Annotated in this window: 17 protein-coding genes; 7 read left to right on the forward strand and 10 right to left on the reverse strand. The window is 73.5% G+C overall.

Translation table 11 applies throughout. The features are described from left to right. Positions 1-73 precede the first annotated feature (73 nt). Positions 74-1,924 carry an asparagine synthase (glutamine-hydrolyzing) gene (gene asnB, locus ACO0M4_RS36280; protein ID WP_430375406.1) on the reverse strand — a complete coding sequence of 617 codons (1,851 nt, stop codon included), beginning with the start codon at positions 1,922-1,924 and terminating at the stop codon, positions 74-76. 255 nt (positions 1,925-2,179) lie between these two features. Here asnB and ACO0M4_RS36285 point away from each other — a divergent pair, with 255 nt between their 5' ends. From ACO0M4_RS36285 to ACO0M4_RS36295, 3 genes are all read left to right on the forward strand, one after another. Then, positions 2,180-3,130 carry a GNAT family N-acetyltransferase gene (locus tag ACO0M4_RS36285; protein ID WP_430375407.1) on the forward strand — a complete coding sequence of 317 codons (951 nt, stop codon included), beginning with the start codon at positions 2,180-2,182 and terminating at the stop codon, positions 3,128-3,130. Between the two features lie 295 nt (positions 3,131-3,425). Next, positions 3,426-5,945 carry a SpoIIE family protein phosphatase gene (locus tag ACO0M4_RS36290; protein ID WP_430375408.1) on the forward strand — a complete coding sequence of 840 codons (2,520 nt, stop codon included), beginning with the start codon at positions 3,426-3,428 and terminating at the stop codon, positions 5,943-5,945. A 414-nt stretch (positions 5,946-6,359) separates the two neighbouring features. Then, positions 6,360-7,367 (forward strand): lytic polysaccharide monooxygenase, encoded by a 1,008-nt coding sequence (locus ACO0M4_RS36295; protein WP_430375409.1) that lies wholly within the window; start codon positions 6,360-6,362, stop codon positions 7,365-7,367. Positions 7,368-7,423: 56 nt separating this feature from the next. On the opposite strand, the gene ACO0M4_RS36300 is transcribed toward ACO0M4_RS36295, so the two are convergent. Then, positions 7,424-7,891, reverse strand: a complete 468-nt coding sequence (locus ACO0M4_RS36300) for an Lrp/AsnC family transcriptional regulator (RefSeq protein ID WP_390019271.1) — start codon at positions 7,889-7,891, stop codon at positions 7,424-7,426. Between the two features lie 80 nt (positions 7,892-7,971). Between ACO0M4_RS36300 and ACO0M4_RS36305 the strand changes: the two genes are divergently transcribed. Further along, the gene (locus tag ACO0M4_RS36305) at positions 7,972-9,264 is read left to right on the forward strand and encodes an APC family permease (RefSeq protein ID WP_430375410.1); all 1,293 of its coding nucleotides are present in this window, start codon (positions 7,972-7,974) and stop codon (positions 9,262-9,264) included. Between the two features lie 64 nt (positions 9,265-9,328). On the opposite strand, the gene ACO0M4_RS36310 is transcribed toward ACO0M4_RS36305, so the two are convergent. The 3 genes from ACO0M4_RS36310 to ACO0M4_RS36320 form a co-directional block, all read right to left on the reverse strand. Continuing rightward, a complete protein-coding gene (locus tag ACO0M4_RS36310; protein WP_430375411.1) occupies positions 9,329-10,186 on the reverse strand; it encodes an esterase/lipase family protein in 858 nt (285 codons plus the stop codon). Positions 10,187-10,501: 315 nt separating this feature from the next. Next, entirely contained in the window at positions 10,502-11,587 is a 1,086-nt protein-coding gene (locus ACO0M4_RS36315) for a DNA polymerase Y family protein (RefSeq protein ID WP_430375412.1), read from the reverse strand. Beyond that, a complete protein-coding gene (locus ACO0M4_RS36320) occupies positions 11,584-15,156 on the reverse strand; it encodes a DNA polymerase III subunit alpha (protein ID WP_430375413.1) in 3,573 nt (1,190 codons plus the stop codon). Before ACO0M4_RS36320 ends, ACO0M4_RS36315 begins: the two co-directional genes overlap by 4 nt. 186 nt (positions 15,157-15,342) lie before the next feature. Here ACO0M4_RS36320 and ACO0M4_RS36325 point away from each other — a divergent pair, with 186 nt between their 5' ends. Then, positions 15,343-16,431 carry a DUF3533 domain-containing protein gene (locus ACO0M4_RS36325; protein ID WP_430375414.1) on the forward strand — a complete coding sequence of 363 codons (1,089 nt, stop codon included), beginning with the start codon at positions 15,343-15,345 and terminating at the stop codon, positions 16,429-16,431. Positions 16,432-16,572: 141 nt separating this feature from the next. Here ACO0M4_RS36325 and ACO0M4_RS36330 read toward each other — a convergent pair whose 3' ends face one another. Continuing rightward, the gene (locus tag ACO0M4_RS36330) at positions 16,573-17,343 is read right to left on the reverse strand and encodes an SDR family NAD(P)-dependent oxidoreductase (protein WP_430375415.1); all 771 of its coding nucleotides are present in this window, start codon (positions 17,341-17,343) and stop codon (positions 16,573-16,575) included. A 137-nt stretch (positions 17,344-17,480) separates the two neighbouring features. On the opposite strand from ACO0M4_RS36330, the gene ACO0M4_RS36335 reads away from it, so the two are divergent. Further along, positions 17,481-18,149, forward strand: coding sequence for a TetR/AcrR family transcriptional regulator (locus ACO0M4_RS36335; protein ID WP_430375416.1), 669 nt, complete (start codon positions 17,481-17,483; stop codon positions 18,147-18,149). Positions 18,150-18,462: 313 nt separating this feature from the next. Next, complete coding sequence (locus ACO0M4_RS36340; protein WP_430375417.1) at positions 18,463-18,903, forward strand: subtilase-type protease inhibitor; 441 nt, start codon at positions 18,463-18,465, stop codon at positions 18,901-18,903. Positions 18,904-18,987: 84 nt separating this feature from the next. Here ACO0M4_RS36340 and ACO0M4_RS36345 read toward each other — a convergent pair whose 3' ends face one another. The 4 genes from ACO0M4_RS36345 to ACO0M4_RS36360 all read right to left on the reverse strand — a co-directional run bounded on the left by ACO0M4_RS36345 (position 18,988) and on the right by ACO0M4_RS36360 (position 23,152). After that, positions 18,988-20,016, reverse strand: coding sequence for a S1 family peptidase (locus ACO0M4_RS36345; RefSeq protein WP_430376018.1), 1,029 nt, complete (start codon positions 20,014-20,016; stop codon positions 18,988-18,990). A 507-nt stretch (positions 20,017-20,523) separates the two neighbouring features. Next, entirely contained in the window at positions 20,524-21,468 is a 945-nt protein-coding gene (locus tag ACO0M4_RS36350) for a slipin family protein (RefSeq protein ID WP_430375418.1), read from the reverse strand. Positions 21,469-21,658: 190 nt separating this feature from the next. Beyond that, the gene (locus ACO0M4_RS36355; RefSeq protein ID WP_430375419.1) at positions 21,659-22,570 is read right to left on the reverse strand and encodes a S1 family peptidase; all 912 of its coding nucleotides are present in this window, start codon (positions 22,568-22,570) and stop codon (positions 21,659-21,661) included. Positions 22,571-22,927: 357 nt separating this feature from the next. Then, a complete protein-coding gene (locus tag ACO0M4_RS36360) occupies positions 22,928-23,152 on the reverse strand; it encodes a hypothetical protein (RefSeq protein ID WP_430375420.1) in 225 nt (74 codons plus the stop codon). Positions 23,153-23,424: the final 272 nt, after the last annotated feature.

The following is a 23,424-nucleotide window of genomic DNA, read 5'->3' on the forward strand; positions in this document are numbered from 1 at the left end:
CGGGGTGCGCGGTTTTGTCGCATCCATTGTGCGTCAGGAGCGGCCACCATGTCCGGAGGTGGACGTCCGCGGGCTACAGCTCCAGGGTGGTGCCGGTGGTGCGCAACCAGGTGTCCATGCCGAGGACGAGTTCGGCAGCGGGGCGGATGTCGTGGTCGGCGCCGGCGGCGGTGGCCTGGGCGAGCACCCCGGAGTCCAGGAGCGGGCGGACGGGGGCGTCGCGGTCGGTGACCAGGTCCCTGAGCTCGCCGCGCAGCGCCTCGTTGTAGCCCGGGTCCTGGGTGCTGGGGTAGGGGCTCTTGACGCGGTCGGCGACCACGTCGGGCAGGACGTCGCGGGTGGCGGCGCGCAGCAGCGACTTCTCCCGGCCGTCGAACGTCTTCATCGCCCACGGGGTGTTGAAGACGTAGTCGACCAGGCGGTGGTCGCAGAACGGGACCCGGACCTCCAGGCCGACGGCCATGCTGGCGCGGTCCTTGCGGTCCAGGAGGATCTGCACGAAGCGGGTCAGGTGCAGGTAGCTGACCTCGCGCATCCGGCGCTGGTGGCCGGTGTCGCTGTCCAGGTAGGGGGCTTCGGTGAGCGCCTCGCGGTAGCGGCGGTGTTCGTAGCCGGGCAGGTCGAGCCGCTTGAGCAGGGCGCGGTCGAACAGTGCCTCGCGGACCGCGTTGCCGCCGGAGAACCGGCCGGAGACGCCCGCGGCGACCCAGGGGAAGGTGTCGGCGTTGACGGACTCCGGGTCGTGGAACCAGCGGTAGCCGCCGAAGACCTCGTCCGCCGACTCGCCGGAGAGGGCGACCGTGGACTGCTCGCGGACCGCCTTGAACAGCAGGTAGAGCGAGGTGTCGCCGTCGCCGAACCCGTTGGGCAGGTCGCGGGCGGCCAGGACCGCGGCGCGGTGGGCCGGGTTCATCAGGGCGGCGGTGTCCAGCACGATGTCGTGGTGGTCGGAGCGGACGTGTTCGGCCAGGGCGTGCGCGTACGGGCCGTCGGGGGTGCCGCGCAGGTCGTCGGGGGTGAAGTTCTCGGTGTAGCCGGCGAAGTCGACGGCGAACGAGCGGACCGGTCCGCTGCCCTGGGCGCCCAGCGCCTTGGCGGCGAGCGCGGTGATGGCCGAGGAGTCCAGGCCGCCGGAGAGCAGGGTGCACAGCGGGACGTCGGCGATCAGCTGGCGGGCGACGATGTCGTCGAGCAGCTCGCGGACCCGGGCGACGGTGGTGTCGAGGTCGTCGGTGTGCTCGCGGGCTTCGAGGGCCCAGTAGCGGCTGACGTGGACGCCGTTGCGGTCGACGCGGACCAGATGGCCGGGGCGGACCTCGTGCAGGCCCTTGTAGACGGCGTGGCCGGGCGTCTTGGTGAAGGTGATCAGCTCGGCGAGGCCCTCGGCGTCGACGGCCGGGCGGACGTCCGGGTGGGCGTGCACCGCCTTGGGCTCCGAGCCGAACAGGACGCCGTCGCGGGTCGGGTAGTAGAAGAGCGGCTTGATGCCCATCCGGTCGCGGACCAGCAGGAGTTGTTCGGTGCGCGGGTCCCAGAGTGCGAAGGCGTACATGCCGTTGAGGCGCTGGACGAACGCCTCGCCCCACTGGAGGTAGGCGTGCAGTACGACCTCGGTGTCGCTGTTCGTCCGGAAGGCGTGGCCCAGTTGCTCCAACTCGGCCCGGAGTTCCCGGTAGTTGTAGACCTCGCCGCTGTAGGTCGTGACGATCAGGGTGCGGCCGCCCTGCTCGACGCTCATCGGCTGCTTGCCGCCGTCGATGTCGATGACGGCGAGCCGGCGGTGCCCGAACGCGGCGTGCGGGGCGAGCCATATGCCGTCGGCATCTGGACCGCGGCAGGCCATGGTCCGGGTCATCGCCTCAAGGACGGGGCGCTGGGTGGTCAGGTCGTTGTCGTAGGAGATCCATCCGGTGATTCCGCACATCCTCGCGGCTCCTCCTTCGGGGTACGGCGGGCCGCGCGTTCCCGGCGGCGGCCAGCGCGATCACCGTACGCCCGGATAGTTGCAATGACCACCTATACATGTGGGTGACCGTCCGGAATGAGCCACGCCCCTACCGGACACCAAAGATGTCCCGCCAAACCCCTTGCCGGACAAGGGGAAAGCCGCCCCGACCGCCCGCCACCAGCGGGAAAACCGGGCGGCGGAACGGACCGCACCGGCGTACCGTCCGCCACCATGACGCTCACCGTGCGCGACTTCCGCCCCTCCGACGCCAAGGCCGTCGCCGACCTGCGGCGGGCCGCCCTGCCGTTCCTGCTCGCGACTCCACAGGGCGTCGCCTGGCAGGTCACCTCCGCTCCCCCGGCGCAACGGCTGCGGTCGCTCGTCGCCGCACACGACGGCCGGGTGATCGGCCAGATCAATGCCGGACTGCTGCACGACAGCAGCCTGCCGGGGCAGAGCGCGGCCACCCCGATCGTCCACCCCGACCACCGCGGCCGGGGCGCCGGCAGCGCCCTCCTGGCCGACGCCGAGGCACATCTGACCGCGGCCGGCGCCACCCGCCTGCACGCCCGGACGGTGGACGACCCCGGTTCGCTGGCCTTCGCCGCCCGACACGGCTACCGCCCCACCCGCCGGGCCGACTTCCTCCGCCTCGCCCTCGCGCAGGCCGCGCTCCCCCCACTGCCCGTAGCCCTCCCGCCCGGCGTGCGGCTGTGCACCGGCGCGGACTTCGGAGCCGATCCGCGCCCCCTGTACGAGGCGGACGCGGAGGCCACCGCGGACGACGAACCGGGCGAGCTCGCCGCCGACGCCGTCACCTACCCGGACTGGCTCCGCACCACCTGGGAGAACCCCGATATCGACCTGGGCCTCACCACCGTGGTCACCGTCGACGGCGAGGTCGCCGCCTACACCCTGGCCGCCACCGACAACCGGGGCCGCCACCTGACCACCATGACCGGCTGCCGCCGCGCCTTCCGCGGCCGGGGCCTGGCCGAACTCGCCAAGACCGACGCCCTGCACCGCGCCCGCGAGGCCGGCTGCACCGAAGCCTTCGCCGGCAACGCCGCCGCCAACACCGACACCGCCGGCACCGCCGCCATGCGAGCCATCCCTCACGCCTTCGGCTACCGACGGTGCGGCGGGGAGGTGTGGCACGTAAGGGAGTTGGGGCGGGGGTGAGCGGGGCAGGGGCCGGGGAGCGGGCGCCGGGCCGGCGTCACGGGGGATCACCGGCCCCGCCCTCCGGGGCGGCCCCGCCGTCCAGGGGGACCGCGCGGCCCGGGGCGGTCGAGGCACTGACAACGTTCGGTGACGGCCGTGCCGGCGTGGGGCCCGGTGGGCCCGGTGGCCGGGGCCGCAGCGCAAGCGCCCCGGCAGGTTCCGGGAGTACCGTGGGAGGCGCTGGTGGTACGCGGTGGCGGCCCGGTGACGCGGGCCTTCGCAGGGTGTGGAGCCGGCAGTGGATCGGTCTTGTATGAGCGCCTCCCCGAGCAGCCGCCTTCCTGGCGACGGAGCCTTCGACCTCACCCGGACCGCCGTGGTGATGGCCGATCGGACGGGAGTGGTACGGGGCTGGACCACGGGCGCCGAGCGGCTGCTCGGTCATCCGGCGGCCCGGGCGCTCGGCCGGCCGCTGGCGGAGGTGTTCCCCGCGGCGGACGCCCGTGCGGTGCCCGGGGAGCGGGCCTGGCGGCACCGGCTCGCGGCGGAGGGCGGCTGGAGCGGGCTGGTCGCGGTGCGCGACCGCGCGGGGCGCCGACTCGATCTGGAGGTGCGGGTGCTGCCGGTGCTGGCCGGCCAGGATCCGTCCGCGCGGCTGGTGCTGGCCGCCGAGATGGCCCGGACACCCTGGTCGGGGGCGGGCCGCTCGCTGCTGAACGGGATCCTCCGGATGTCCCCGATCGGGGTGGCCATGCTCGACCCCGAGCTGCGGTACGTCTGGCTGAACGACGCGCTGGAACGGATGGGTGGTACCCCACGCGCCGAACGGCTGGGGAAGCGGCTGCGAGAGGTGCTGCCGAACCTGGCGGTGGATTCCGTCGAGGCGGAGATGCGGCGGGTGCTGCGGACCGGGGTCCCGTCCCTCGGCTACGAGTACCTCGGGCACCCCCAGTCCGACCCGCAGCGCGAGCACGCCTACTCGACGTCCTTCTTCCGACTGGAGGACGAATCCGGCCAGGTGCTCGGCATCTGCTACATGGTCCTCGACGTCACCGAAAGCTACCGCGCCCGGCAACGGATGGCGCTGCTCAACCGCGCCGGGGAGCGGATCGGCGGCTCCCTCGACGTCTGGCAGACCGCCCAGGAGCTGGCGGACGTGGCGGTGCCGGACCTCGCCGACTTCGTCACCGTCGATCTGCTCGACGCGATGCTCACCGGCGAAGAGCCCGCCCCCGGACCGGTCGAGCCCGCCGACCTGTTCGCCATGCGCCGGGCCGGGCAGCAGTCCGTGCGGGAGGGCTGCCCGGAGGCGGTGATCGCGGTCGGGGAGCGGACCGCCTACCCTCCGTCGGCGCCGGTGGTACTGAGCCTGACCGAGGGCGAGTCCGTGCTGGTCCCGACCCTGGACCTGGACCGTGCCGACTGGGCGGCCGACGACCCGGTGCGGGCCGGGCAACTGCGCGCGCTCGGCTTCCACTCGCTGATGGTGGTGCCGCTGCGAGCCCGGGGCAATTTCCTGGGCGCGGCGGCGTTCGCCCGCTGGCGGCTCACCGGCCCGTTCCAGCCCGACGACCTGGTCCTGGCCGAGGAGTTCGTCACCCGGGCGGCGATCTCGATCGACAACGCCCGCCGGTACACCCGGGAGCACGCCGCGGCACTGACCCTCCAGCGCAGTCTGCTGCCGCGCGGCCTGCCCGCGCAGAGCGCGGTGGACGCCGCGTACCGCTATCTGCCCGCCGATTCGCGGACCGGGGTGGGCGGTGACTGGTTCGACGTGATCCCGCTGTCCGGGGCACGGGTGGCACTGGTGGTCGGCGACGTGGTCGGGCACGGGGTGCACGCCGCGGCCACGATGGGCCGGTTGCGGGCCGCCGTGCAGGCACTGGCCGATCTGGACCTGTCCCCGGAGGAGGTGCTGGCCCACCTGGACGACATGGTCAACCGGGTCGCGCACGACGCACACGGCGACGACGGGGTGATCGGGGCGACCTGTCTGTACGCGGTCTACGACCCGGTCGGCTGCAGCTGCGCGCTGGCCCGGGCCGGGCACCCCGCACCGCTGCTGGTCAGCCCGGCGGGCGGCTGCCAACTGCTGGAGCTGCCGACCGGGCCACCGCTGGGGCTGGGCGGGATGCCCTTCGAATCCGTCGAACTACCGCTGCCCGAGGGCAGTTTGCTGGCGCTCTACACCAACGGGCTGCTGCTGGGGAAGGCCCTCGACCTGGACGGCGGGATCACCCGGCTGCGGACCGCGCTGGCCGATCCGCAGGCCCCGCTGGAGGAGATCTGCGAGACGGTCATCAGCAGCCTGCCCGGCACCCGGCCGGTGGACGACGTGGCACTGCTCTTGGCCCGCACCCGGGCCCTGCCGCAGGAGCAGTTGGCCACCTGGGACGTCGCCGCGGACCCCTCGGCGGTCGGCGGGGCCCGCCGGTCCGCCGCCGACCAACTGGCCCAATGGGGGCTGACAGAGCTGGAGTTCTCCACCGAGCTGATCGTCAGCGAACTGGTCACCAATGCCATCCGGCACGCGTCCGGGCCGATCGGGCTGCGGATGATCCGGGCGGAGGCGCTGATCTGCGAGGTCTCCGACGGCAGCAGCACGGCGCCGCACCTACGGCACGCCCGGACGACCGACGAGGGCGGCCGCGGGCTGTTCCTGATCGCCCGCTATGCCCGCCGCTGGGGCGCCCGTTACACCCCGCACGGCAAGATCATCTGGGCCGAACTCCCGCTGGACGCCGTCTCCGGCGCCCCGCCGGCGGAGGTGTTCGGGGCGCTCGTCGACGACCTCGACGCCCCGGCGGCCCCGCTCACCGACACCGGCCGGTGAGCCGGAGCACCACCGAGCACCGGCAGGCGCTCCGCAGACCCCCGCCCGCCCCCGCCCACCCCCGGCGACTTCCCCAACTCCCCGCCCCCGGGCCCCGAATGCCCCTTTCCGGCCGGCGTTCCTGTGCCCCCGCTTAGCCCTTCATTAACGCGACCATAAGGATCCGCCGGATCGGCCGTTGGGCCTCAAATCCGCTGCTCAGGGCGGCTAGCGTCAGTTCCGCAAGGCGGGTTCGCGGGCCCGTCGGTGCCGTTCATCGGGGGGCGGCACCGGTTCCGTACGCGCCCGACCCCCCACCCCCGCCTGCCCCCCCGTTCGCGCGGCGCACCCACCCGGTGCGCCGCGCGCCCGAACTCGAAGCGCCCGAACTCGAAGCACCCGAAACCGAAGCACCCGATGAAGGAGACCCCCACGATGACCGCTCGCCGCAAGGCCACCGGGATCGCGCTGCTCGGCATCGCCCCCGTGGCGCTCACCGTGCTCACTGCGACCCCGGCCGCCGCGCACGGGTCGATGTCGGACCCGGTCAGCCGGGTCTCGGCCTGCTACGCGGAGGGCCCCGAGAACCCGCGGTCCGCGGCGTGCAAGGCCGCCGTGCAGGCCGGCGGGGCCCAGGCGTTGTACGACTGGAACGCCGTCCGGGACGGCAACGCCGGCGGGAAGTCCAAGGAGCGGATCCCGGACGGCAAGCTGTGCAGCGCCGGCAACGACGAGTACAAGGGGCTGGACCTGCCGCGCGCCGACTGGCCGTCCACCGCGATGAAGGCCGGCAAGCACACCTTCCACTACAAGGCGACCGCCCCGCACAAGGGCACGTTCGAGCTGTACCTCACCAAGGACGGCTACGACCCGACGAAGCCGCTGAAGTGGTCCGACCTGGAGGCCCAGCCGTTCGCGAAGGTCACCAACCCGACGCTGACCAACGGCGAGTACGTCTTCGACGGCTCGGTGCCCACCCGGTCCGGCCGCCACCTCATCTACAGCATCTGGCAGCGCTCGGACAGCCCGGAAGCCTTCTACACCTGCTCCGACGTGGTCTTCGGCAAGGACAACGGCGGCGCCGGGAGCCCCTCGGCGCCCGCACCGACCGCGTCCGCGCCGACCGACCGCCAGATCGCGGCGGGTGCCGACAAGTCCTCGATGGACATGAGCCACCACGACCACGCCATGGGCGGCGGTCACGACCAGCCGTCCGCGGCGGCGCCGGCCGGCGGCCAGGCCCCGTCGTCGGACGCCGGTTCCGGCGCGGGCGGTGCGCACCCGGACGGTGCGGCGGCACCGGTCGACGGCAGGCACCTGGCCGAGACGGGTGGCGACGGCAGCACCGCCCCGCTGGCCATCGGGGGCGCCGCGGTGCTCGCCCTGGGCGCCGGGGTGTTGTTCACCGCCGCCCGCCGCAAGGCCGCCCGTCAGCAGGGCTGAGCCGCACGGCCCGCCGCGGCCGGGTCGTCGTCCACCGCTGCCGCCCGCCGGTCCCGTCAGGACCGCTCGGGCGGCAGCGGCTCGATGATGTCGTTGGCGACGTGCTGGTAGATCACCGAGCTGCGGCAGTCGACGACTTCGCGGCGCTTGAAGATCCGGTCCATCAGCAGGGCGTGCAGCCGGTCCACGTCCGGGACCGCGACGTGCACCAGGAAGTCGTCGCCGCCCGCGACGACATAGACGTTGAGGACCTCGGGCAGGGAGGTCAGGAACGCCTTGAACCGCTCGATCACCTCGCGGTTCATGGGCCGGATCCGGACCGTCAGCAGCGCCTGTACGGGGCGGTTGAGGGCGCGCAGGTCCACGGTCGCGCGGTAGCCGGTGATCACCCCGCGGGCGCGTAGTGCGCGGACCCGCTCCAGACAGGTGGAGGGGGCGATGTTCAGTTTGCCGGCCAGTTCGCGGTTGGTCTGCCGTGCATCGCGCTGGAGTTCCCGGACAATCGCCGAATCAATGTCGTCCATGACCCCATGATGCGGGGCGCTGTCGAATTTAGTTCGGCGCATAAGCAATATGGGCAAAGTTCCGATTAGCGTCTGCGGCTGTGTCCGTACAAGAAACATCTCTTCCTGCTCCTGCACGGCCGGATGTACGGCGGCTGGGTGTCGGCAGTGGTACCGCGCTGTGTGCCGGCGCCGTGCTGGGTCCCGGTGTGCTGACGCTGCCGTCGCTGGCCGCCGCCGCGGCCGGTCCCGCCTCGCTGCTCGCCTGGGTCGTGCTGCTGGCCATGTGCGTGCCGGTGGCCGCGTCGTTCGCGGCGCTGGGCGCGCGGTTCCCCGACGGCGGGGGCGTCGCCACGTATGTGCACCGGGCGATCGGGCCGCGGGCCGCGGCGGTGGTCGGCTGGTGGTTCTACGGGGCGGTGCCGCTGGGAGTGGTCTCGGCCGCCTGGATCGGCGGGAAGTACGTGGCCGACGCGGCCGGCTGGGGCGCGGCCGGGGCGGCCGCGGTCGGCGCGGCGGTGCTCGTGGGGGCGCTGGTCTCCAACGCGGTCGGGCTGCGGATGTCGGGCCGGGTGCAACTGCTGCTCGGCGGGCTGCTGGCGGCGGTGCTGCTGTGCGCGGTGCTGGCCGCCGCGCCGCGGGTGTCCGCGGCCCACTTCACGCCCTTCCTGCCCGGCGGTTGGGCTTCGGTGGGGTCGGCGGCCTCGGTGCTGTTCTTCGCGTTCGCCGGGTGGGAGGCGGCCAGCCACCTCTCCGGTGAGTTCGCCGATCCGGCGCGGGACCTGCCGCGGGTGACCCGCCGTACGCTCGCCGTGATCACCGTGCTCTACCTGGGACTGGCGGTCACCACCATCGGGGCGCTGGGACCGGCCGCGGCGCGCACCGACACCCCGCTGACCGCGCTGCTCGCCCAGAGCGTGGGCACCGCCGCCCGCCCGGTGGCGGCCGCGGCGGCGCTGTTCCTCACCTTCGGGGCGGTCAACTCCTATCTGGCCGGGGCCTCCCGGCTCGGCGCGGCGCTCGGCCGGGACGGTGCCGCGCCCCGCTGGCTGGCCAAGGGCGGCGCGCCGGGCGAGGTGCCGCGCCGGTCGCTGGCGGTGCTGGGCCTGGTGGCGGCGGCCCTCGCGGTGCCGGCCGCGTCCGGCGCCGCCGACCTGGACCTGCTGATGCGGGCCACCGCCACCTGCCTGGCCGCGGTGACCCTGGCGGGGCTGGCCGCCGCGCTGGTGCTGCTGCCGCGGCGTACCCCGCTCTGGTACGGCGGGCTGGCCAGTTCCGTGCTGACCGCGGGGGTGCTCGCCTTCTCCGGGTGGCTGCTGCTGATCCCGCTGGTGCTGGCGGGCGCGTCCGGCGGCTTCCTGACGCTGCGCCGGACGGGCCGGGGCACCCGCTGAACCGCGGGCGGGTGTGCCCGGCCCGGGGCCCGGCCCGCGCGCCGACCGCGGGCCGGGCCGGCGCTCAACTCGCGGCGGAGGCGCAGGTGGTCGGGGTGGCGTGCGCCGGGTCGAGTGCGTTGGCCGTCTCGTGGAAGGCGATCCGGTCGACGGTCCCGATGGCCACGTGCTCGGAGAGGTCGAGCGCGCACAGGTCCTGGAGCACGACGTTGTGGACGTCGGGGCCGTTGAGGAAGCCCGAGGTGTAGGGCGTCACCACCTCGTCGTACTTGGTCGCGATGACGGTGTAGTGGATGCCGGGGAGGGTGTCGCCGCCGGCGTTGAGGCGGGTCAGGAGGTCGGATCCGGTGGCCTGGTCGGTCAGTCCCGGGGTGAGTTTGTCGAGGTACTGCTTGGCGCCGGGGAAGAGGTCCAGCAGTGTGGTCAGGCCGCTGAGGGTGGTGCCGTGGTTGTCGGGGGCCAGCCCGACCAGCGTGTGCACCTTGTCGGCGCCGCCGTGGAACTTCAGGTAGACCCGGGGCATCATGCCGCCCTGTGAGTGGCCGACGAGGTCCACCTTGTCCGCGCCGGTCGCGGCCCGCACCCGGTCGACGTACGTGGCGAGTTGTTGCGCCGAGGCGTCGATCGGGCCCAGCCCGTAGAAGAGCGGGACGCCGGGCAGTTGGCCGTAGTCCAGGGAGAAGACGCAGTAGCCGCGGGCGACCAAGTAGGGGGCGAGGCCGACCCAGTTGTCGACGGCGTTGCCGAAGGTGCCGTGGACGAGGACGACGGGGAGGGGGTGGGCGATGGAGGGCTTGCACGAGAAGTCGTTCCAGCCGCTGCTGACGGTGGGGGACGCCGCCGCGGGGGTGGCCGTGATGAGTCCGAGGGCCAGGGCGGCCGCCGGCAGGACTGCGCACAGTCGTGACCAACGCAGCTGCATACGATGCTCCTTGCGGGGTGAGGGGCTTCCGAAGTGCTTCGTGAGCCGGTCACCTGCGATCCGGATCGCAAGGGCCAATGAGGTGACTGCCAAGTAAGTTACGGGCGGGTAAGCAGGGCGTACCAGTGGCGTGACGGTGAAGGAAACCGCACCCGATCCGCACCGCACGGCCGGGTGCGCAACACCGGTTGCGTGCAGGGAGGAAGGCGGCCGGACGCACTGCCCGCAAGGGCGCGGACGGTCAAGGGACTTGAGGCGCAGGATGGTCGGCGGCGCGGGAGGAGCACGGCACCCGCGGCACGCCGGGCGGCGCTACTACCGCGCGGGGCGGGACGGCCGGGCCGGTCCCGGGGCCGTCGGTCCGAGCGCCGCCGCGGGGCGTACCGCCGTGGTGCCGAAGCGGGCCCGGGCGCGGTCGACGGCCGCTTCGATGCGGTGGGCCTTGTCGTCGGTGGGGTCGAAGGTCAGTTGGCGCGCGGCGCGTTCGGCGCGGCACAGGTCCTCGGCCCGCAGCGCCAGCGCACGCACCCGGGCCCGTTGGAGGCCGAGTGCGGTGTGCAGCGCATAGGCCGCCGCGGTCAGCGCGGGGCCGTGTGCGGTCGGCGCGTCCAGTCGCCGGGTGCGGGTCGTGGTGGAGCGGTCGGCGTAGCGGACGGTGAGGGTCAGCGCGCGGGCCGCCTGTCCGCTCGCCCGCAGCCGGGCGCCGAGTCCGTCGGCGAGCGAGAGCAGCGCCCGGCGGCGCCGGTCCGGGTCCAGTTCGTCGTGGGCGAAGCGGTGTTCGGCGGCGAGCGAGCGGGCGGCCGCGTTGGGGGTGACGGGGGTGGGGTCGATGCCCCGGGCCCGTTCGGAGACCATCCGGCCGGTCCGGGCGCCCAGGATCCGCTGGAGGGTGGCGGGCGGGGCGGCGGCGATCCGGCCGACGCTGTCGAGCCCGTAGGCGGACAGCGCGCGGGCCGCCGCGGGCCCGACGCCGTACAGCGCGGAGGCCGGGCGGCGGTCGAGGAAGGCGGCGACGGACCGGGGGTCGGCGGGCACGGAGCGGATCCCGCCGGGCGGGGCGTCCTGGGCCGCGACCCGGGCCAGTTGCGGGTTGCCGCCGACGCCGATGGTGCACCGCACGCCGTGCCAGGCCAGTGCGCGCAGCCGGATCAGCGCGGCGATGCCCGCCGCGTCCCGGTCGAAGTAGCGCAGTGCCCCGCGGACGTCGGCGAGCGCGGCGTCCGGCGGCAACGCCTGGATGACCGGCGTGAACTGGCCGAGCAGGCCGAGCAGTTGCTCGTACTGCCGGGCGCTGACCGGCTCGCCGGCGGCGGTCCGGAAGCGGACGTACAGGGTGCCGGGCGGCCGCCGGGCACCGGCCGGGGGCGGCGGGGTGGCAGGGGGCTCCGGTGCTGGGCTCATCCGGCGCTCCCGGGGCTGGCGTGCCACAGCTTGCGGCCGGTGGCGGCGCGTTCGCCGGGCGGCTGGAGGTCCGCCCACGGGTGCAGCTCGTAGCCGGTCTCCAGGCGGATGGTGCGGCCGGGGCCGGTGTCTGCGGCGGCGGGCTCGGGCTCGCGGGTGGGCGCGTCCGGCGGGGTGCGGTCCGCCGGGGTGCCGTCCTGCGGGGCGCGGTCCGGTTCCGGAGCGGCGGCGAGCCGGGCGGTGACCGCCTCCAGGCCGCCCGCGCGGCGGAGTTCGGCCAGTTCGGCGAGGTTCCAGGCGGCGCTGCCGACCACGCTGAGGCTGCGCGGACCGCGCCGCTGGACCGTGCCGCGCACCAGCAGCAGCCACGAGTGGAAGACCGTGTGGGCGCAGGTCCGGTGGCTGTCGTCGAAGAAGGCGCAGTCGACCAGGCCGGTGCTGTCGTCGAGGGTGGTGAAGATAACTCGACGGCCGGAGCGGATCGGCGGGGTCTGGGTGGCCGCCTTGGCGCCGGCGACCAGTACCGTCTCGCCGTGCCGGGCGTCGCGCAGCAGCCGGGCCGGCACCGCTCCCAGCTCGGTGAGGAACTCCCGGTGGTCGGCCATCAGATGGCGGGAGGCGTCCATGCCGAGGACGCCCAACTCGGCGCTGAGCCGCTCCACGTCGCCGAGGTCGGGCAGGCCGGCCGGCTCGACCGGTTCGACCCCCGAGTTCTCGGCTCCGCTCGAACAGGGAGGGACCCCCATCGCCTCGTCGCCCGTGTGGAGCGTCAACTGCCCGCCGGGGGCGCTCCGTCCGTGGTGGTGCAGTTCGGTGAGGTACAGCAGCAGGTCCCGTCGGTTGGCGCCGAAGGCGTCCAGGGCGCCGACCCGGGCGAGGCGGTCGGCCACCGGGCGGCTCGGCCGGGCCCGCTGCCAGAGGTCCTGGAGCGAGCGGTAGGGCTGACCGTCCGCGATCCGCCGGGCCTCGGCCTGGCTCATTCCGTACACGTCGGAGAGGGCCAGTCGCAGCCCCCAGGTGCCGGGAGCACCCTCCACATCGGGCACCAGTTCGATCCGGTGGGTGACCGCCGACCGGTTCACGTCCAGTGGCAGCACCGGCACCCCGCGCCGCCGGGCGTCCGCGAGCAGCAGCCGCTTGGGGTACATCCCGGGGTCGTGGGTGAGCAGTCCGGCGTAGAAGGCCGCCGGGTGGTGCGCCTTGAGCCAGGCGGACTGGTAGGTGGGCACCGCGAACGCGACGGCATGCGCCTTGCAGAAGCCGTACGCGCCGAACGCCTCGACGATCTCCCAGGTGTGCGCGATGACGTCGGGGGCGTAGCCGCGGTGGCCGGCCCGCCGGGCGAACCAGTCGCGCACCCGGCCCTGGGCCTCCGGGTCCGACAGGGCGCGCCGCCGCTCGTCCGCCTCGTCCCGTTGACATCCGGTCATGATCCGCAGGATCTCGATGATCTGCTCGTGGAACACCACCACGCCGTAGGTTTCGCGCAGCGGTTCCTCCAGGTCGGGATGGGGGTAGCGGACCGCCTTGCGGCCGTGCCGGGCGTCGATGAAGGGCCGCACCATGTCGGCGGCGACCGGCCCCGGCCGGAAGAGGGAGATGTCGACGACCAGGTCGTGGAAGGTGGCGGGCTGGAGCCGGCCGACCAGGTCGCGCTGGCCGGGCGACTCGATCTGGAAGCAGCCCAGCGTCTCGGTCGAGCGGATCAGGCCGTAGGTGGCCGGGTCGCCGGGCGGCACCTGCGCCGGGTCGTCCAGGTCGAGGCGGACCCCGGTGGCCCGGCCGATCTCGGCGACCGCGTGGGCCATCGCGGACTGCATCCGCACGCCCAGCACGTCGAGTTTGAGCAGCCCCAAGTCCTCCACGTCGTCCTTGTCGAACTGGGACATCGCGAACCCTTCGCCGCTGGTGGGCACGACGGGCGTGCGGTCCAGCAGGGTGGCGTCGGAGAGCAGCACCCCGCACGGGTGCATGGCCATCCCGCGGGGCAGCGCGTCCAGCGCCTCGACCAGCTGCCACAGCCGTTCGTCGGTGCCCTCCCGCACCCCGCGCAGCTCGGGCAGTTCGGCCAGCGCGGCGCGGGCGTCCCGGGCCCGGATGTGCGGGAACGCCTTGGCCAGGTGGTCCACCCGCGCCGGGTCCATGCCGAGGGCGGCGCCCACGTCCCGTACGGCGTGCCGGACGCGGTAGGTCTCGGGCATCGAGACGGTCGCCACCCGCTCGGCGCCGAAGCGGTCGAAGATCGCGTGGTAGACCTCCAGCCGGCGGGCCGACTCGACGTCGATGTCGATGTCCGGCAGCGCGGCCCGCCGCCCGGACAGGAACCGCTCCATCAGCAGCCCGTGTTCGACCGGGTCGGCGTGGGCGATGCCCAGCAGGTGGTTGACCAGGGACCCGGCGCCGGACCCGCGGGCCGCGACCCGGATCCCCCTCTGCCGTACGTCGTCGACGACTTGGGCGACCGTCAGGAAGTACGAGGGGTAGCCGAGCCGCTCGATGGTGTGCAGTTCGTCGTGGAGCCGGGCCCAGTGGGTGCGGTCGCGGTCGTAGCCGCGCAGCACCATCCCGGCGGCGCAGCGGGAGCGCAGCACCCGGGCGGCGGTGCGGTGTTCGGCGCCGACCAGGGACGGTTCGGGGAAGTGGATCCGACCGAGCCCGATGTCACCCCGGGGGTCCACCCGGCACTCCCCGGCGGTCTCCTCGGTCATGGCGAGCAGCCGGTGGGCCAGGCCGCGGCGGAAGCCGGCCGCCTCGGCGATCCGCTCGGCGGTGCGGCTCATCGCGGCGGTGTCCTTGAGCCAGCGTTCGCCGCTGTCCCAGGTCTCGGGGCGACGCCGGTCGACCGGTATCAGGCGGCGGGCGGAGTCCAGGACGTCGGCGACCGGGCCCTGGCCGGGGTCGGCGTAGCGGACCGCGTTGGTCAGGACGGCGCGGACGCCCTGGTCGACGGCGAAGCCGAGGGTGCGGGCGGCCAGCCGTAGGGAGCCGGGACCGCTGCCGGGGCGTTTGTGGTCGACGGCTTCCAGGCACAGCGCGTCGCCGTACCGCTCGCGCCAGGGGGCGAGGAGCTTCGCGGCGCGGTCCGGGCGGCCGGCGGCCAGCGCCCGGCCGACCTCGGAGTCCGGTCCGAGCAGGACGGTCAGCCCACCGGTGAGGGACTCCAGGGCGTGCCAGGAGAGGACGGGTTGCGCGGCGCGGTCCGCGTGGGCGGCCGAGACCAGTCGGCACAGGGCGGCCCAGCCGGCGGCGCCGTCCCGGGCCAGGAAGACGGCGCGGGCGGCGGACTCGTCGAGGAAGGCGCCGCCGCGCACCGGGGTGCGGTGGCGGACGGTGGGTCGGGGCGCTGGTTCCCGTTCCGCGACGGCCAGTTCGGCGCCGAACAGCGGGCGGATGCCGGCCGCTGCGGCGGCCTTGGCGAACCGGACGGCACCGAAGAGCCCGTCCCGGTCGGTCAGTGCGAGGGCGTCCATCCCGCGTGCGGCGGCGCGCTCGGCCAGCCGCTCCGGGTGGGAGGCGCCGTAGCGCAGCGAGAAGCCCGAAGCGGTGTGCAGATGCGTGAACCCGGGCATCCGCACCTCCTGCACCTCATACGCCCCCCGGCTGTATTCGCGTCCCTTGTTTCGCTTCCTCCACCATAACGCTTCTTTCGAACATCCGTACGAACACACGCCCAGGGGTCGCACCGGTCGGAAGATATCGCCCAAAAGGGATATAAAGCCCCTGGAAGAGCTGCGAATCCCAGAACGGAGCGGCGCATGGCCACGACCGACGACGGCACCGGCCTCACCTTCGCCCAGGAAGTGCGGAGCGCGGTGACGGCCCGGGCGGCGCTCCTGGTCATCGGGGTGCTGGGCCTGATGGTCGCGTTCATCACGTCGTACGCCGGCGCCTTCCACCGTCCGAAGCCGGACCGGGTGCCCCTCGCCGTGGTCGCTCCCGCCCAGGTCCGCGGGGAGCTGGTGAACAAGCTCGACCGGCTGCCCGGCGCCCCGCTGGACCCGCGCCCGGTGGCCTCCGAAGCGGCCGCCCGGCGCCAGATCAACGACCGCACCCTCGACGCCGCGCTGATCGTCGATCCGCGCGGCACGACCGACCGGCTGCTGGTCGCCAGCGGCGGCGGCGCCTCGCTCTCGCAGGCGGTCGAACTGGTCGTGACGGCGGCCGAGAAGCAGCAACAGCGGACCGTCCGCACGGAGGACGTGATCCCGGCCGGCGCCGGCGACGGCCGCAGCCTGTCGTCCTTCTACCTGGTCGTGGGGTGGTGCGTCGGCGGCTATCTGTGCGCCGCGATCCTGGCGATCAGCGCCGGGGCGCGCCCGGCCAACCGACAGCGGGCGGTCATCCGGCTGGCCGCGCTGGCGCTCTACGCGATCGCCGCCGGGCTGGCCGGGGCGATCGTGGTCGGCCCGGTCCTCGGCGCGCTGCCCGGCAGCCTCTTCGGGCTGTGGGGGCTGGGCGCGCTGACCGTCTTCGCGGTGGGCGCCACCACCCTGGCCTTCCAGGGACTGCTGGGCATCATCGGCATCGGCCTGGCGATCCTGGTGATCGTGGTGTTCGGCAACCCGAGCGCGGGCGGCGCCTACCCGTATCCGCTGCTGCCGCCGTTCTGGCAGGCGATCGGCCCCGCGCTGCCACCGGGCGCCGGCACCTGGGCGGCGCGCTCGATCGCCTACTTCCGGGGCCAGGCCCTGACCGGACCGCTGTTGGTGCTCTCCGCCTGGGCGGTGGGCGGCGCGCTGGTCACCCTCGTCCTGGCGTCGCTGCGCCGGACGGCCGACGAGCCGACCGACGACGGAACGGACGGCGACGGGACGGCCGGCGACGGGGAGCGCCGGCCGGCCTGAGCACACCGCACGGACGACGGCGCCCCGCGCCTGCCACGCCCCTCCCGACGCGGCACGCACGGGGCGCCGTCCCTCATTCTCGCGGCCTCCGACCCGCGGGTGGTCCCTACGGACCGTCGGTTTCCGGCCGCCGCCGGTCCGTCACATGTGCGTACCGCCGTCGATGCGGATCTCCGTACCGGTGACGAACGCGCCGTCCTCCGAGGCGAGCATCGCGATCACGCCGGCGACCGTCTCCGGGCCGGCGAAGCCCTGGCCGAGGGCCGGGGCGAGCTTCACGAACAGGCTCATGTCGGCGTCCTCCGGCAGCCCCGGGCCGCGGCCGGTGGTCATGTTGCTGGCGATGGAGCCCGGCGCCACGCACACCGCGCGCAGCCCCTGCTTGCTGTACTCGCTGGCGATGGCGTGGGTCATCGACTGGATGCCGCCCTTACTGGCCGCGTACGCCGCCATGTACGGGTGGGCGAACGACGCGGAGGTGGAGCTGAAGTTGACGATCACCGGCGTCTGACCCGCCAGCAGGGCCGGCAGCGACTCGCGGATCATCAGGAAGGTGCCGGTCAGGTTGACCGAGATGACCTTGTTGAAGAAGTCCAGCGTGGTCGCGTGGGTGTGCGCGGAGCGCAGGATGCCGGCCGCGTTGACCAGGACGTCCAGCCCGCCGAGGTGCGCCACCGCGGCGGCCACGCCGGACTGCACCGCGGCCTCGTCCGAGATGTCCAGCCGCGCGGTCTCCAGGCGGTCGACGGTGCCGTCCGCGGCGGCCCGCTCGACGGTGGCAGCCAGGCCCGCCTCGTCGACGTCCACCGCGACGACCCGGCCACCCTCGGCGAGGATCCGGTGGGCGGTGGCCTGGCCGATGCCCGAGCCGGCTCCGGTGATCAGTGCGCGGCGTCCGTCAAAGCGGTTCATGATCCTGCTCCGTTCGCGAAGTGCCTCTTGGGGCGACGTGCCTCTTGGGGCCCTGCCCGCACCGTACGCCCACTTGGCACGATGTGCCACACTCGCACGTCATGCCGATGCGCCACTGTGCTCCGTAAGCTGGCCCCATGCCCACCGCACCGCGCACCACAGCCGCGCCCACCCCCGCGCGTCCCTCCCTCACCGAGCGCCGCAAGGCCGAGACCCAGCTGGAGATCGCCCGCACCGCGGCGGCCCTGTTCGCGGAGCGCGGCGCCGAGGTCACCGCCGACGAGATCGCCCGCACCTCAGGGGTCGCCCTGCGCACCTTCTACCGGTACTTCCGGACCAAGGAGGACGCGGTGGCCCCGCTGCTCGCGGTCGGCGTCCGGCAGTGGATCGACGACCTGGCCGCCACCACCGCCGACCCGGCCGCACCGCCGGTCCGGGCGGCGCTGGAGCAGGCCGCCCGCCGGGCACTGACCCCCACCGACGAAGCGGCCGCTGAGGCGCTGCGCTGGACCCGTGGGCTGCTGCGGGCGATGCCCGGCGACCCGGCGCTGCGCGCGGTCTGGCACCGCGTCCACCACGACTCCGAGGAGGAGCTGCGGACGGTACTGGCGCAACTCACCGGCGCCGGACGGCTGGAGGTGCGGCTGGCCGCGGCCGCCGCGAACACCGCGATGCGGGTCGCGGTCGAGGAGTGGGCCGCGGGCGACGAGCGGGCGGACGGCCCGCACGGCCCCGGCGAACTGGTCATCCGCGGAATGCGCGCACTGACCGCGGGACTGCCCGACCTGGACGAGCGTCACAACTAGCCGAGCGCTTCACAACTGGCCCAGACCTTCGGCCAATCACCGGAGATCGAAGCCCTCCCGAACGACCGGTCGGCGGCCGGATTCCTCCCTTGCGGGCCGGCCCACACGCCCCGCGGGAGCCCCTGCCCGGCCGCATCTGCCCTGGCAGCGCACCGTTCCCCCGCGCCCCGCGCCCCGACACCCCCGCCCGTTCGCGCCATTACCCTCAGCTTTCACCTAACGACCGAAAGCTATCGGGCCGTGTGCGTTTGAGATGCGGTTGGGCCAGACTCCCATCCGGCATCTGCACCCACGAAACAAAGGAGTCTTCGTCATGCGGTACATCACTGGGGCGATCGCGCTCGGCACGGCCCTGGTACTGGGTTCGCTCGCCACCACCGCACAGGCCGTCGCCGCACCGGCGCAGCCCGCGCGGACCGGCGGCCTGTACGCCCCCACCGAACTGGTACTGACGATCGGTCAGGGCGACAGTCGCGCGAGCGCCACGGCGCTGCGCGCGGCGACGCTGAGCTGTATGCCGATGGCATCCGGCAGCCACCCGTACGCGAAGGCCGCCTGCGGCCAACTGCACGCGGCATCCGGTGACTTCACCAAGGTGACCGGGCTCGCGAGCGAGCGGATATGCAACAAGATGTGGGACCCCATCGTGGTCACCGCGGACGGCGTCTGGCAGGGCCGCCGGGTCACGTTCACCCACACCTTCGCCAACAACTGTGAGATGACGTACGGAAAGGGCTCGGTCTTCGAGTTCTGAGCCGATGCGCCGACGCGTCGGAACGGCGCTGGCCCCCGGACGAAGAGAGCGTCCGGGGGCCAGTGCTGCACTGTACGCTGGGGGTCAGCCGATCTGTGCGCCGTACGCCTGGAGGGCGGCCGGAACCGGCTGGAAGAAGGTCTCGCCACCGTTGGAGCAGTCGCCGCTGCCGCCGGAGGTGAGGCCGAGGGCGCTCTCGCCGTCGAAGAGGGCGCCGCCGCTGTCACCGGGCTCGGCGCAGACGTCGGTCTGGATCAGCCCGTTGACCGTGCCCTCCTGGTAGTTGACGCTGGCGTTCAGCGCCTTGACGGTGCCGTCGTGCACCTGGGTGGTACTGCCGCTGCGCTTCACGTTCTCGCCGACGGTGGCGTCCGCGGCCTTGGTGATCTTCTGGGTGCCCCCGTAGAGGTCCACCTCGCTGGGGTGCTCGGTGCTGCCGCTGTACTTGGCGATCGAGTAGTCGTTGCCCGGGAACGTGGACTGCTCGGTGGTCGCGATCGTCTGGCCGCCCTGCTGGTCGGACCACTCCTTGACCGCGTTGCCGCAGTGGCCGGCGGTCAGGAAGTACGGCTGGCCGTCCTTGACCACGTTGAAACCGAGCGAGCAGCGGGCGCTGCTGCCCCAGATCGCGTCGCCGCCGGCGATGAGGGGCTTGAACTCGCCCTTGCTGTGGCGGATTTCGACGGTGTCACCGAGGCCCTTGGCCACCTGGGTGAGTCGGTCCAGCTTGGCGCCCTTGACCGTACGGTCGGCGGTCACCACGACCTTGTTGGCCCTGGGGTCCATCGCCCAGGCGGTGCCGGGGATAGTCGCCTTGGCGGCCAGCGTCCGCCGGGCCGTGTCGAGCTGGGCCATCGAGTGCTTGACGATTCTCGCCTCCGCGCCCTTGGCCCGGACGGTCGCGGCGGACGTCTCGTCCACGACGTTGACGACCAGCTTCTGCGCCTTCGCGTCATAGAACGCGCCGGCCGTACCGGTCTTGAACTGGGACGCCAGGGTGGTCGCGGCGGCCGGCGAGAGCTTGGCCAGCGAAGGGGCCGGAGCCGCATGGGCGTTGGCGAGGGTGACGGTCGCGGTGGCGGCGAGCGCGAGCGCGCCCGCACTGGCCAGCATCGCGCGGCGGTGGGGTATGCGTCGGTGCGTCAACTCAGAGCCTCCCGTGGGGGGATGGGCCCGGACCGTGGGGGGTCATGCGGACCCGAGAGTGAGGTGTGAGGTACCGAGCACAGACGGGTCGGCCCCGTGGCAGCCACCGCGGGGAGTCGCGTCCATGCCAACAGAACCGAGTATTCCCACCCGCCCCACTCGTGCACAAGACCGGGTTCCGGTCTCAGATACGGGAGTTCACGTTTTCACCACACGTCGTTCACGCCGATATTCGCGCGCCGGAGTCCTGAGTGCGGACATCAGAGGGCACGTGCAGCGCTCGGCGGCGCCCGAAGTGTGAGGGCCACAGCTGTCCGGAAAGCGCCCCCGGAATTCCGCGCCCGGCCGCGGGCCCGGCGCCGGCCGCACGGACGGCGGACAACGACAAGCAACGGCGAACAACGGCGGACACCGTCACAGGCGACCGTCGTACCGCGGTACGACGGTCGCCTGTGACGGTGTTACAGCGGGCCGCTACCCGAGGCGCTCGGCCTCCGGGAGGTCCTCCAGCGCCGGAAGGGCGTCGCTGACGTGGCCGTTCTCCACCGGAGCCGGGGGCTGGGCCGGAGTCGGGGGCGGGGCGGCGTCACCGCTGGCCGGCTGCTGCGCACGGGCCCGTGCGGCCTCCGCTTCCGCCTGTACGGTCTGCGCCTCAGCGTGGAGGCCGGAGCGCTCCAGGAACCGCAGCAGCTCCACGGGGAAGGGCAGGACCAGGGTGGAGTTCTTCTCGGCGGCGACCGCCACCACGGTCTGCAGCAGCCGAAGTTGCAGCGCCGCGGGCTGGTCGGACATGGCCGCGGCGGCCTCGGCCAGCTTCCGGGACGCCTGGAGTTCGGCGTCGGCGTTGATCACCCGGGCCCGGCGGTCCCGGGTGGCCTCCGCCTGGCGGGCCATCGAGCGCTTCATCGTCTCCGGCAGCGAGACGTCCTTGATCTCGACCCGGTCGACGCTCACTCCCCAGCCGATGGCCGGGCTGTCCATCATCAGCTCCAGGCCCTGATTGAGCTTCTCGCGATTCGACAGCAGGTCGTCCAGCTCGCTCTTGCCGATGATCGACCGCAGCGAGGTCTGGGCCATCTGGGAGACCGCGAAGCGGTAGTCCTCCACCTCGACGATGGCATCGGCGGCGTCGATGACCTTGAAGTAGACCACCGCGTCCACCCGGACCGTGACGTTGTCCCGGGTGATGCCCTCCTGGGCGGGCACCGGCATCGTGACGATCTGCATGTTGACCTTACGCATCCGGTCGACGGCCGGGATGATCATGGTGAAGCCCGGACCGCGCACCGAGGACGTCAGCCGCCCCAGCCGGAGCACCACACCGCGTTCGTACTGCTTGACCACGCGCGCCGCGGCCATCAGATAGACCGTTCCCGCGGAGGCCAGCGCCACCCCGGCCGCCACCAGTTCTCCGACCATCACGGCCCCCTGACGTGTGCCGTTGCGACGCGTACGGGTCGTGTACGGAAACGTCGCGTTCAGTCGCTTTTGCCTCCATGGTAGGCCCGGCCCGCAGGCCGGTCGAGGCTCGCGGCGGACCCGCTGTCGGGTCCCCGCCGGCCGGTCGGCGGGGACCCTCGTGCCATCGCGACCGATCGGTCTCAGCCGGTCAGTAGACGCTCACGCCGTACGCGCTGAGCGCCTCGGTGACGGGCTGGAAGAAGGTGGTGCCGCCGCTGGTGCAGTCGCCGCTGCCGCCGGAGGTCAGGCCCAGCGCCTTGGTGCCCGCGTAGAGGGGGCCGCCGCTGTCACCGGGCTCGGCGCAGACCGTGGTCTGGATGAGGCCGGAGACGATGTCGCCGCTGCCGTAGTTCACCGTGGCGTTCAGGGCGGTGACCTTGCCGCTGTGGGTGCCGGTGGTGGAGCCGCGACGGGTGACCGTCTGGCCGACCGTGGGGTTCCCGGCGCTGGTGATGTCCTGGCTGCCGACCGTACCGGCGTGCGCCACCGAGGCGTTGGTGTACTTCACGATGCCGTAGTCGTTGCCGGGGAAGCTGGAGCCGGTGGTCGGCCCGATGCTGGTGGTGTCGGAGGAGTTGGTGTACCAGGGCGGCTTGCCTTCGGTGCAGTGACCGGCCGTCAGGAAGTAATAGGTGCTGCCGCTGCGCACGTTGAAGCCGAGCGAACAACGCCAGCTGGGCGCGTAGATGGCGTCGCCGCCGGAGATCAGCTTGCGGATCCTGCCCGCGGTGCGCTCGATCCGGACCGCGCCGGCGTTGCTCCCCGCGGCCTGCTGGATCTTGGCGATCTGGGCCTTGGAGACGGTGCTGTCGGCGGTGACGACCAGGGTGTGGGTCGTCGGGTCGACCCGCCAGGCGGTGCCCGCGACGTCCGCGGTGCGGACCGCGTTGCCCGCGGCGGTGAGCTGGGCAGCGCTGAACGTCGTGGCCGGGGCGGGGGTCTGGGCGCCGGCGGCGGTCGGCAGGGCGATGGCGCCGACGGCCACCAGTCCGGACGCCACGGCGATCAGCCGGGTGCGTCTCGCCACGCCACTACGGGGGGTGGTGCGCTCGTTCCTCACTGATTCCTCCGAGGGGGATCGGGGGCCGCCGGTGGGCGACCCGTGAGGCGCAGCCGAAGGGCACGCGGGCGCATGCGGGGAGACCCCCCGCGGTCTTAGCGTGCCCCTGACAAACGCTCGCTGAGCGGGAGTGTCCGGTGCTCGACCCTCGTGGCGCAAGAGGGCCGCCCCGATCCCCCGCCTCGCGCACCACCCCGCCACGCGCCCCCAGCCCCCTCCCCCCTTCCCCTTCCCCTTCCCCACGCAGCCTGGAGGCGCGACCGGCCCGCGGGGAGGAACGGACCGGATCGCGGCGGTAGTTCGGCGACGCGCCGGCAGAACGGTTCCGCCGATGGCGCCGACTGGGCGGAGGTTCTTTCAGATCCCGAGCCCGACCAAGGCGCCAAGGTTCGTTTCGTAGCTCCCGCCTTGGTCGGCGCCGGTGTCCGCGGAGGCAACCGAGGCTGCTCCGAGCGAGAACAGGGCGGCCATCAGGGGAACCGCGACGACCCGAAGAACCCGACGGCGATGCGTGGATCCTCCCGGAGCAGGGCGCTTGTGGTCGACGTCGTGGGTGATCTCTGCCAGGGCTGTGAGGTCCATGCGACATGAGGTAGTGCATGCGCGTGCGTCTCGCGCAGGGCGCGCCGTGGACGCTTCGGGCGAGAACACCTTTGGCGGTAGGGCGAGGCGGTCGACGTCTTCAGCGCGATGGACGCCGCATCCGCACTCCGGCGCTCTGTCTCATCGCCGTCAACTCCGGCCCCCTCACACCAAGGCGCCACCCGCACCTACGCCACCGACTGGGGCTCAACGAAGTTCCGCTGGGCCCGCACCGCCGACCGCGCCGAGAAGGACGCCCCGGCCAAGATCGC

This window comes from Streptomyces sp. RGM 3693 (genome assembly GCF_050471125.1).
GTDB lineage: Bacteria > Actinomycetota > Actinomycetes > Streptomycetales > Streptomycetaceae > Streptomyces.

What these genes read in the sequence shown, in the direction of transcription:
- asnB (WP_430375406.1), bottom strand. Translation starts at nt 1,924, where the DNA reads ATGTGCGGAATCACCGGATGGATCTCCTACGACAACGACCTGACCACC.
- ACO0M4_RS36285 (WP_430375407.1), top strand. Translation starts at nt 2,180, where the DNA reads ATGACGCTCACCGTGCGCGACTTCCGCCCCTCCGACGCCAAGGCCGTC.
- ACO0M4_RS36290 (WP_430375408.1), top strand. Translation starts at nt 3,426, where the DNA reads ATGAGCGCCTCCCCGAGCAGCCGCCTTCCTGGCGACGGAGCCTTCGAC.
- ACO0M4_RS36295 (WP_430375409.1), top strand. Translation starts at nt 6,360, where the DNA reads ATGACCGCTCGCCGCAAGGCCACCGGGATCGCGCTGCTCGGCATCGCC.
- ACO0M4_RS36300 (WP_390019271.1), bottom strand. Translation starts at nt 7,891, where the DNA reads ATGGACGACATTGATTCGGCGATTGTCCGGGAACTCCAGCGCGATGCA.
- ACO0M4_RS36310 (WP_430375411.1), bottom strand. Translation starts at nt 10,186, where the DNA reads ATGCAGCTGCGTTGGTCACGACTGTGCGCAGTCCTGCCGGCGGCCGCC.
- ACO0M4_RS36315 (WP_430375412.1), bottom strand. Translation starts at nt 11,587, where the DNA reads ATGAGCCCAGCACCGGAGCCCCCTGCCACCCCGCCGCCCCCGGCCGGT.
- ACO0M4_RS36320 (WP_430375413.1), bottom strand. Translation starts at nt 15,156, where the DNA reads ATGCCCGGGTTCACGCATCTGCACACCGCTTCGGGCTTCTCGCTGCGC.
- ACO0M4_RS36325 (WP_430375414.1), top strand. Translation starts at nt 15,343, where the DNA reads ATGGCCACGACCGACGACGGCACCGGCCTCACCTTCGCCCAGGAAGTG.
- ACO0M4_RS36330 (WP_430375415.1), bottom strand. Translation starts at nt 17,343, where the DNA reads ATGAACCGCTTTGACGGACGCCGCGCACTGATCACCGGAGCCGGCTCG.
- ACO0M4_RS36335 (WP_430375416.1), top strand. Translation starts at nt 17,481, where the DNA reads ATGCCCACCGCACCGCGCACCACAGCCGCGCCCACCCCCGCGCGTCCC.
- ACO0M4_RS36340 (WP_430375417.1), top strand. Translation starts at nt 18,463, where the DNA reads ATGCGGTACATCACTGGGGCGATCGCGCTCGGCACGGCCCTGGTACTG.
- ACO0M4_RS36345 (WP_430376018.1), bottom strand. Translation starts at nt 20,016, where the DNA reads ATGCTGGCCAGTGCGGGCGCGCTCGCGCTCGCCGCCACCGCGACCGTC.
- ACO0M4_RS36350 (WP_430375418.1), bottom strand. Translation starts at nt 21,468, where the DNA reads ATGGTCGGAGAACTGGTGGCGGCCGGGGTGGCGCTGGCCTCCGCGGGA.
- ACO0M4_RS36360 (WP_430375420.1), bottom strand. Translation starts at nt 23,152, where the DNA reads ATGGACCTCACAGCCCTGGCAGAGATCACCCACGACGTCGACCACAAG.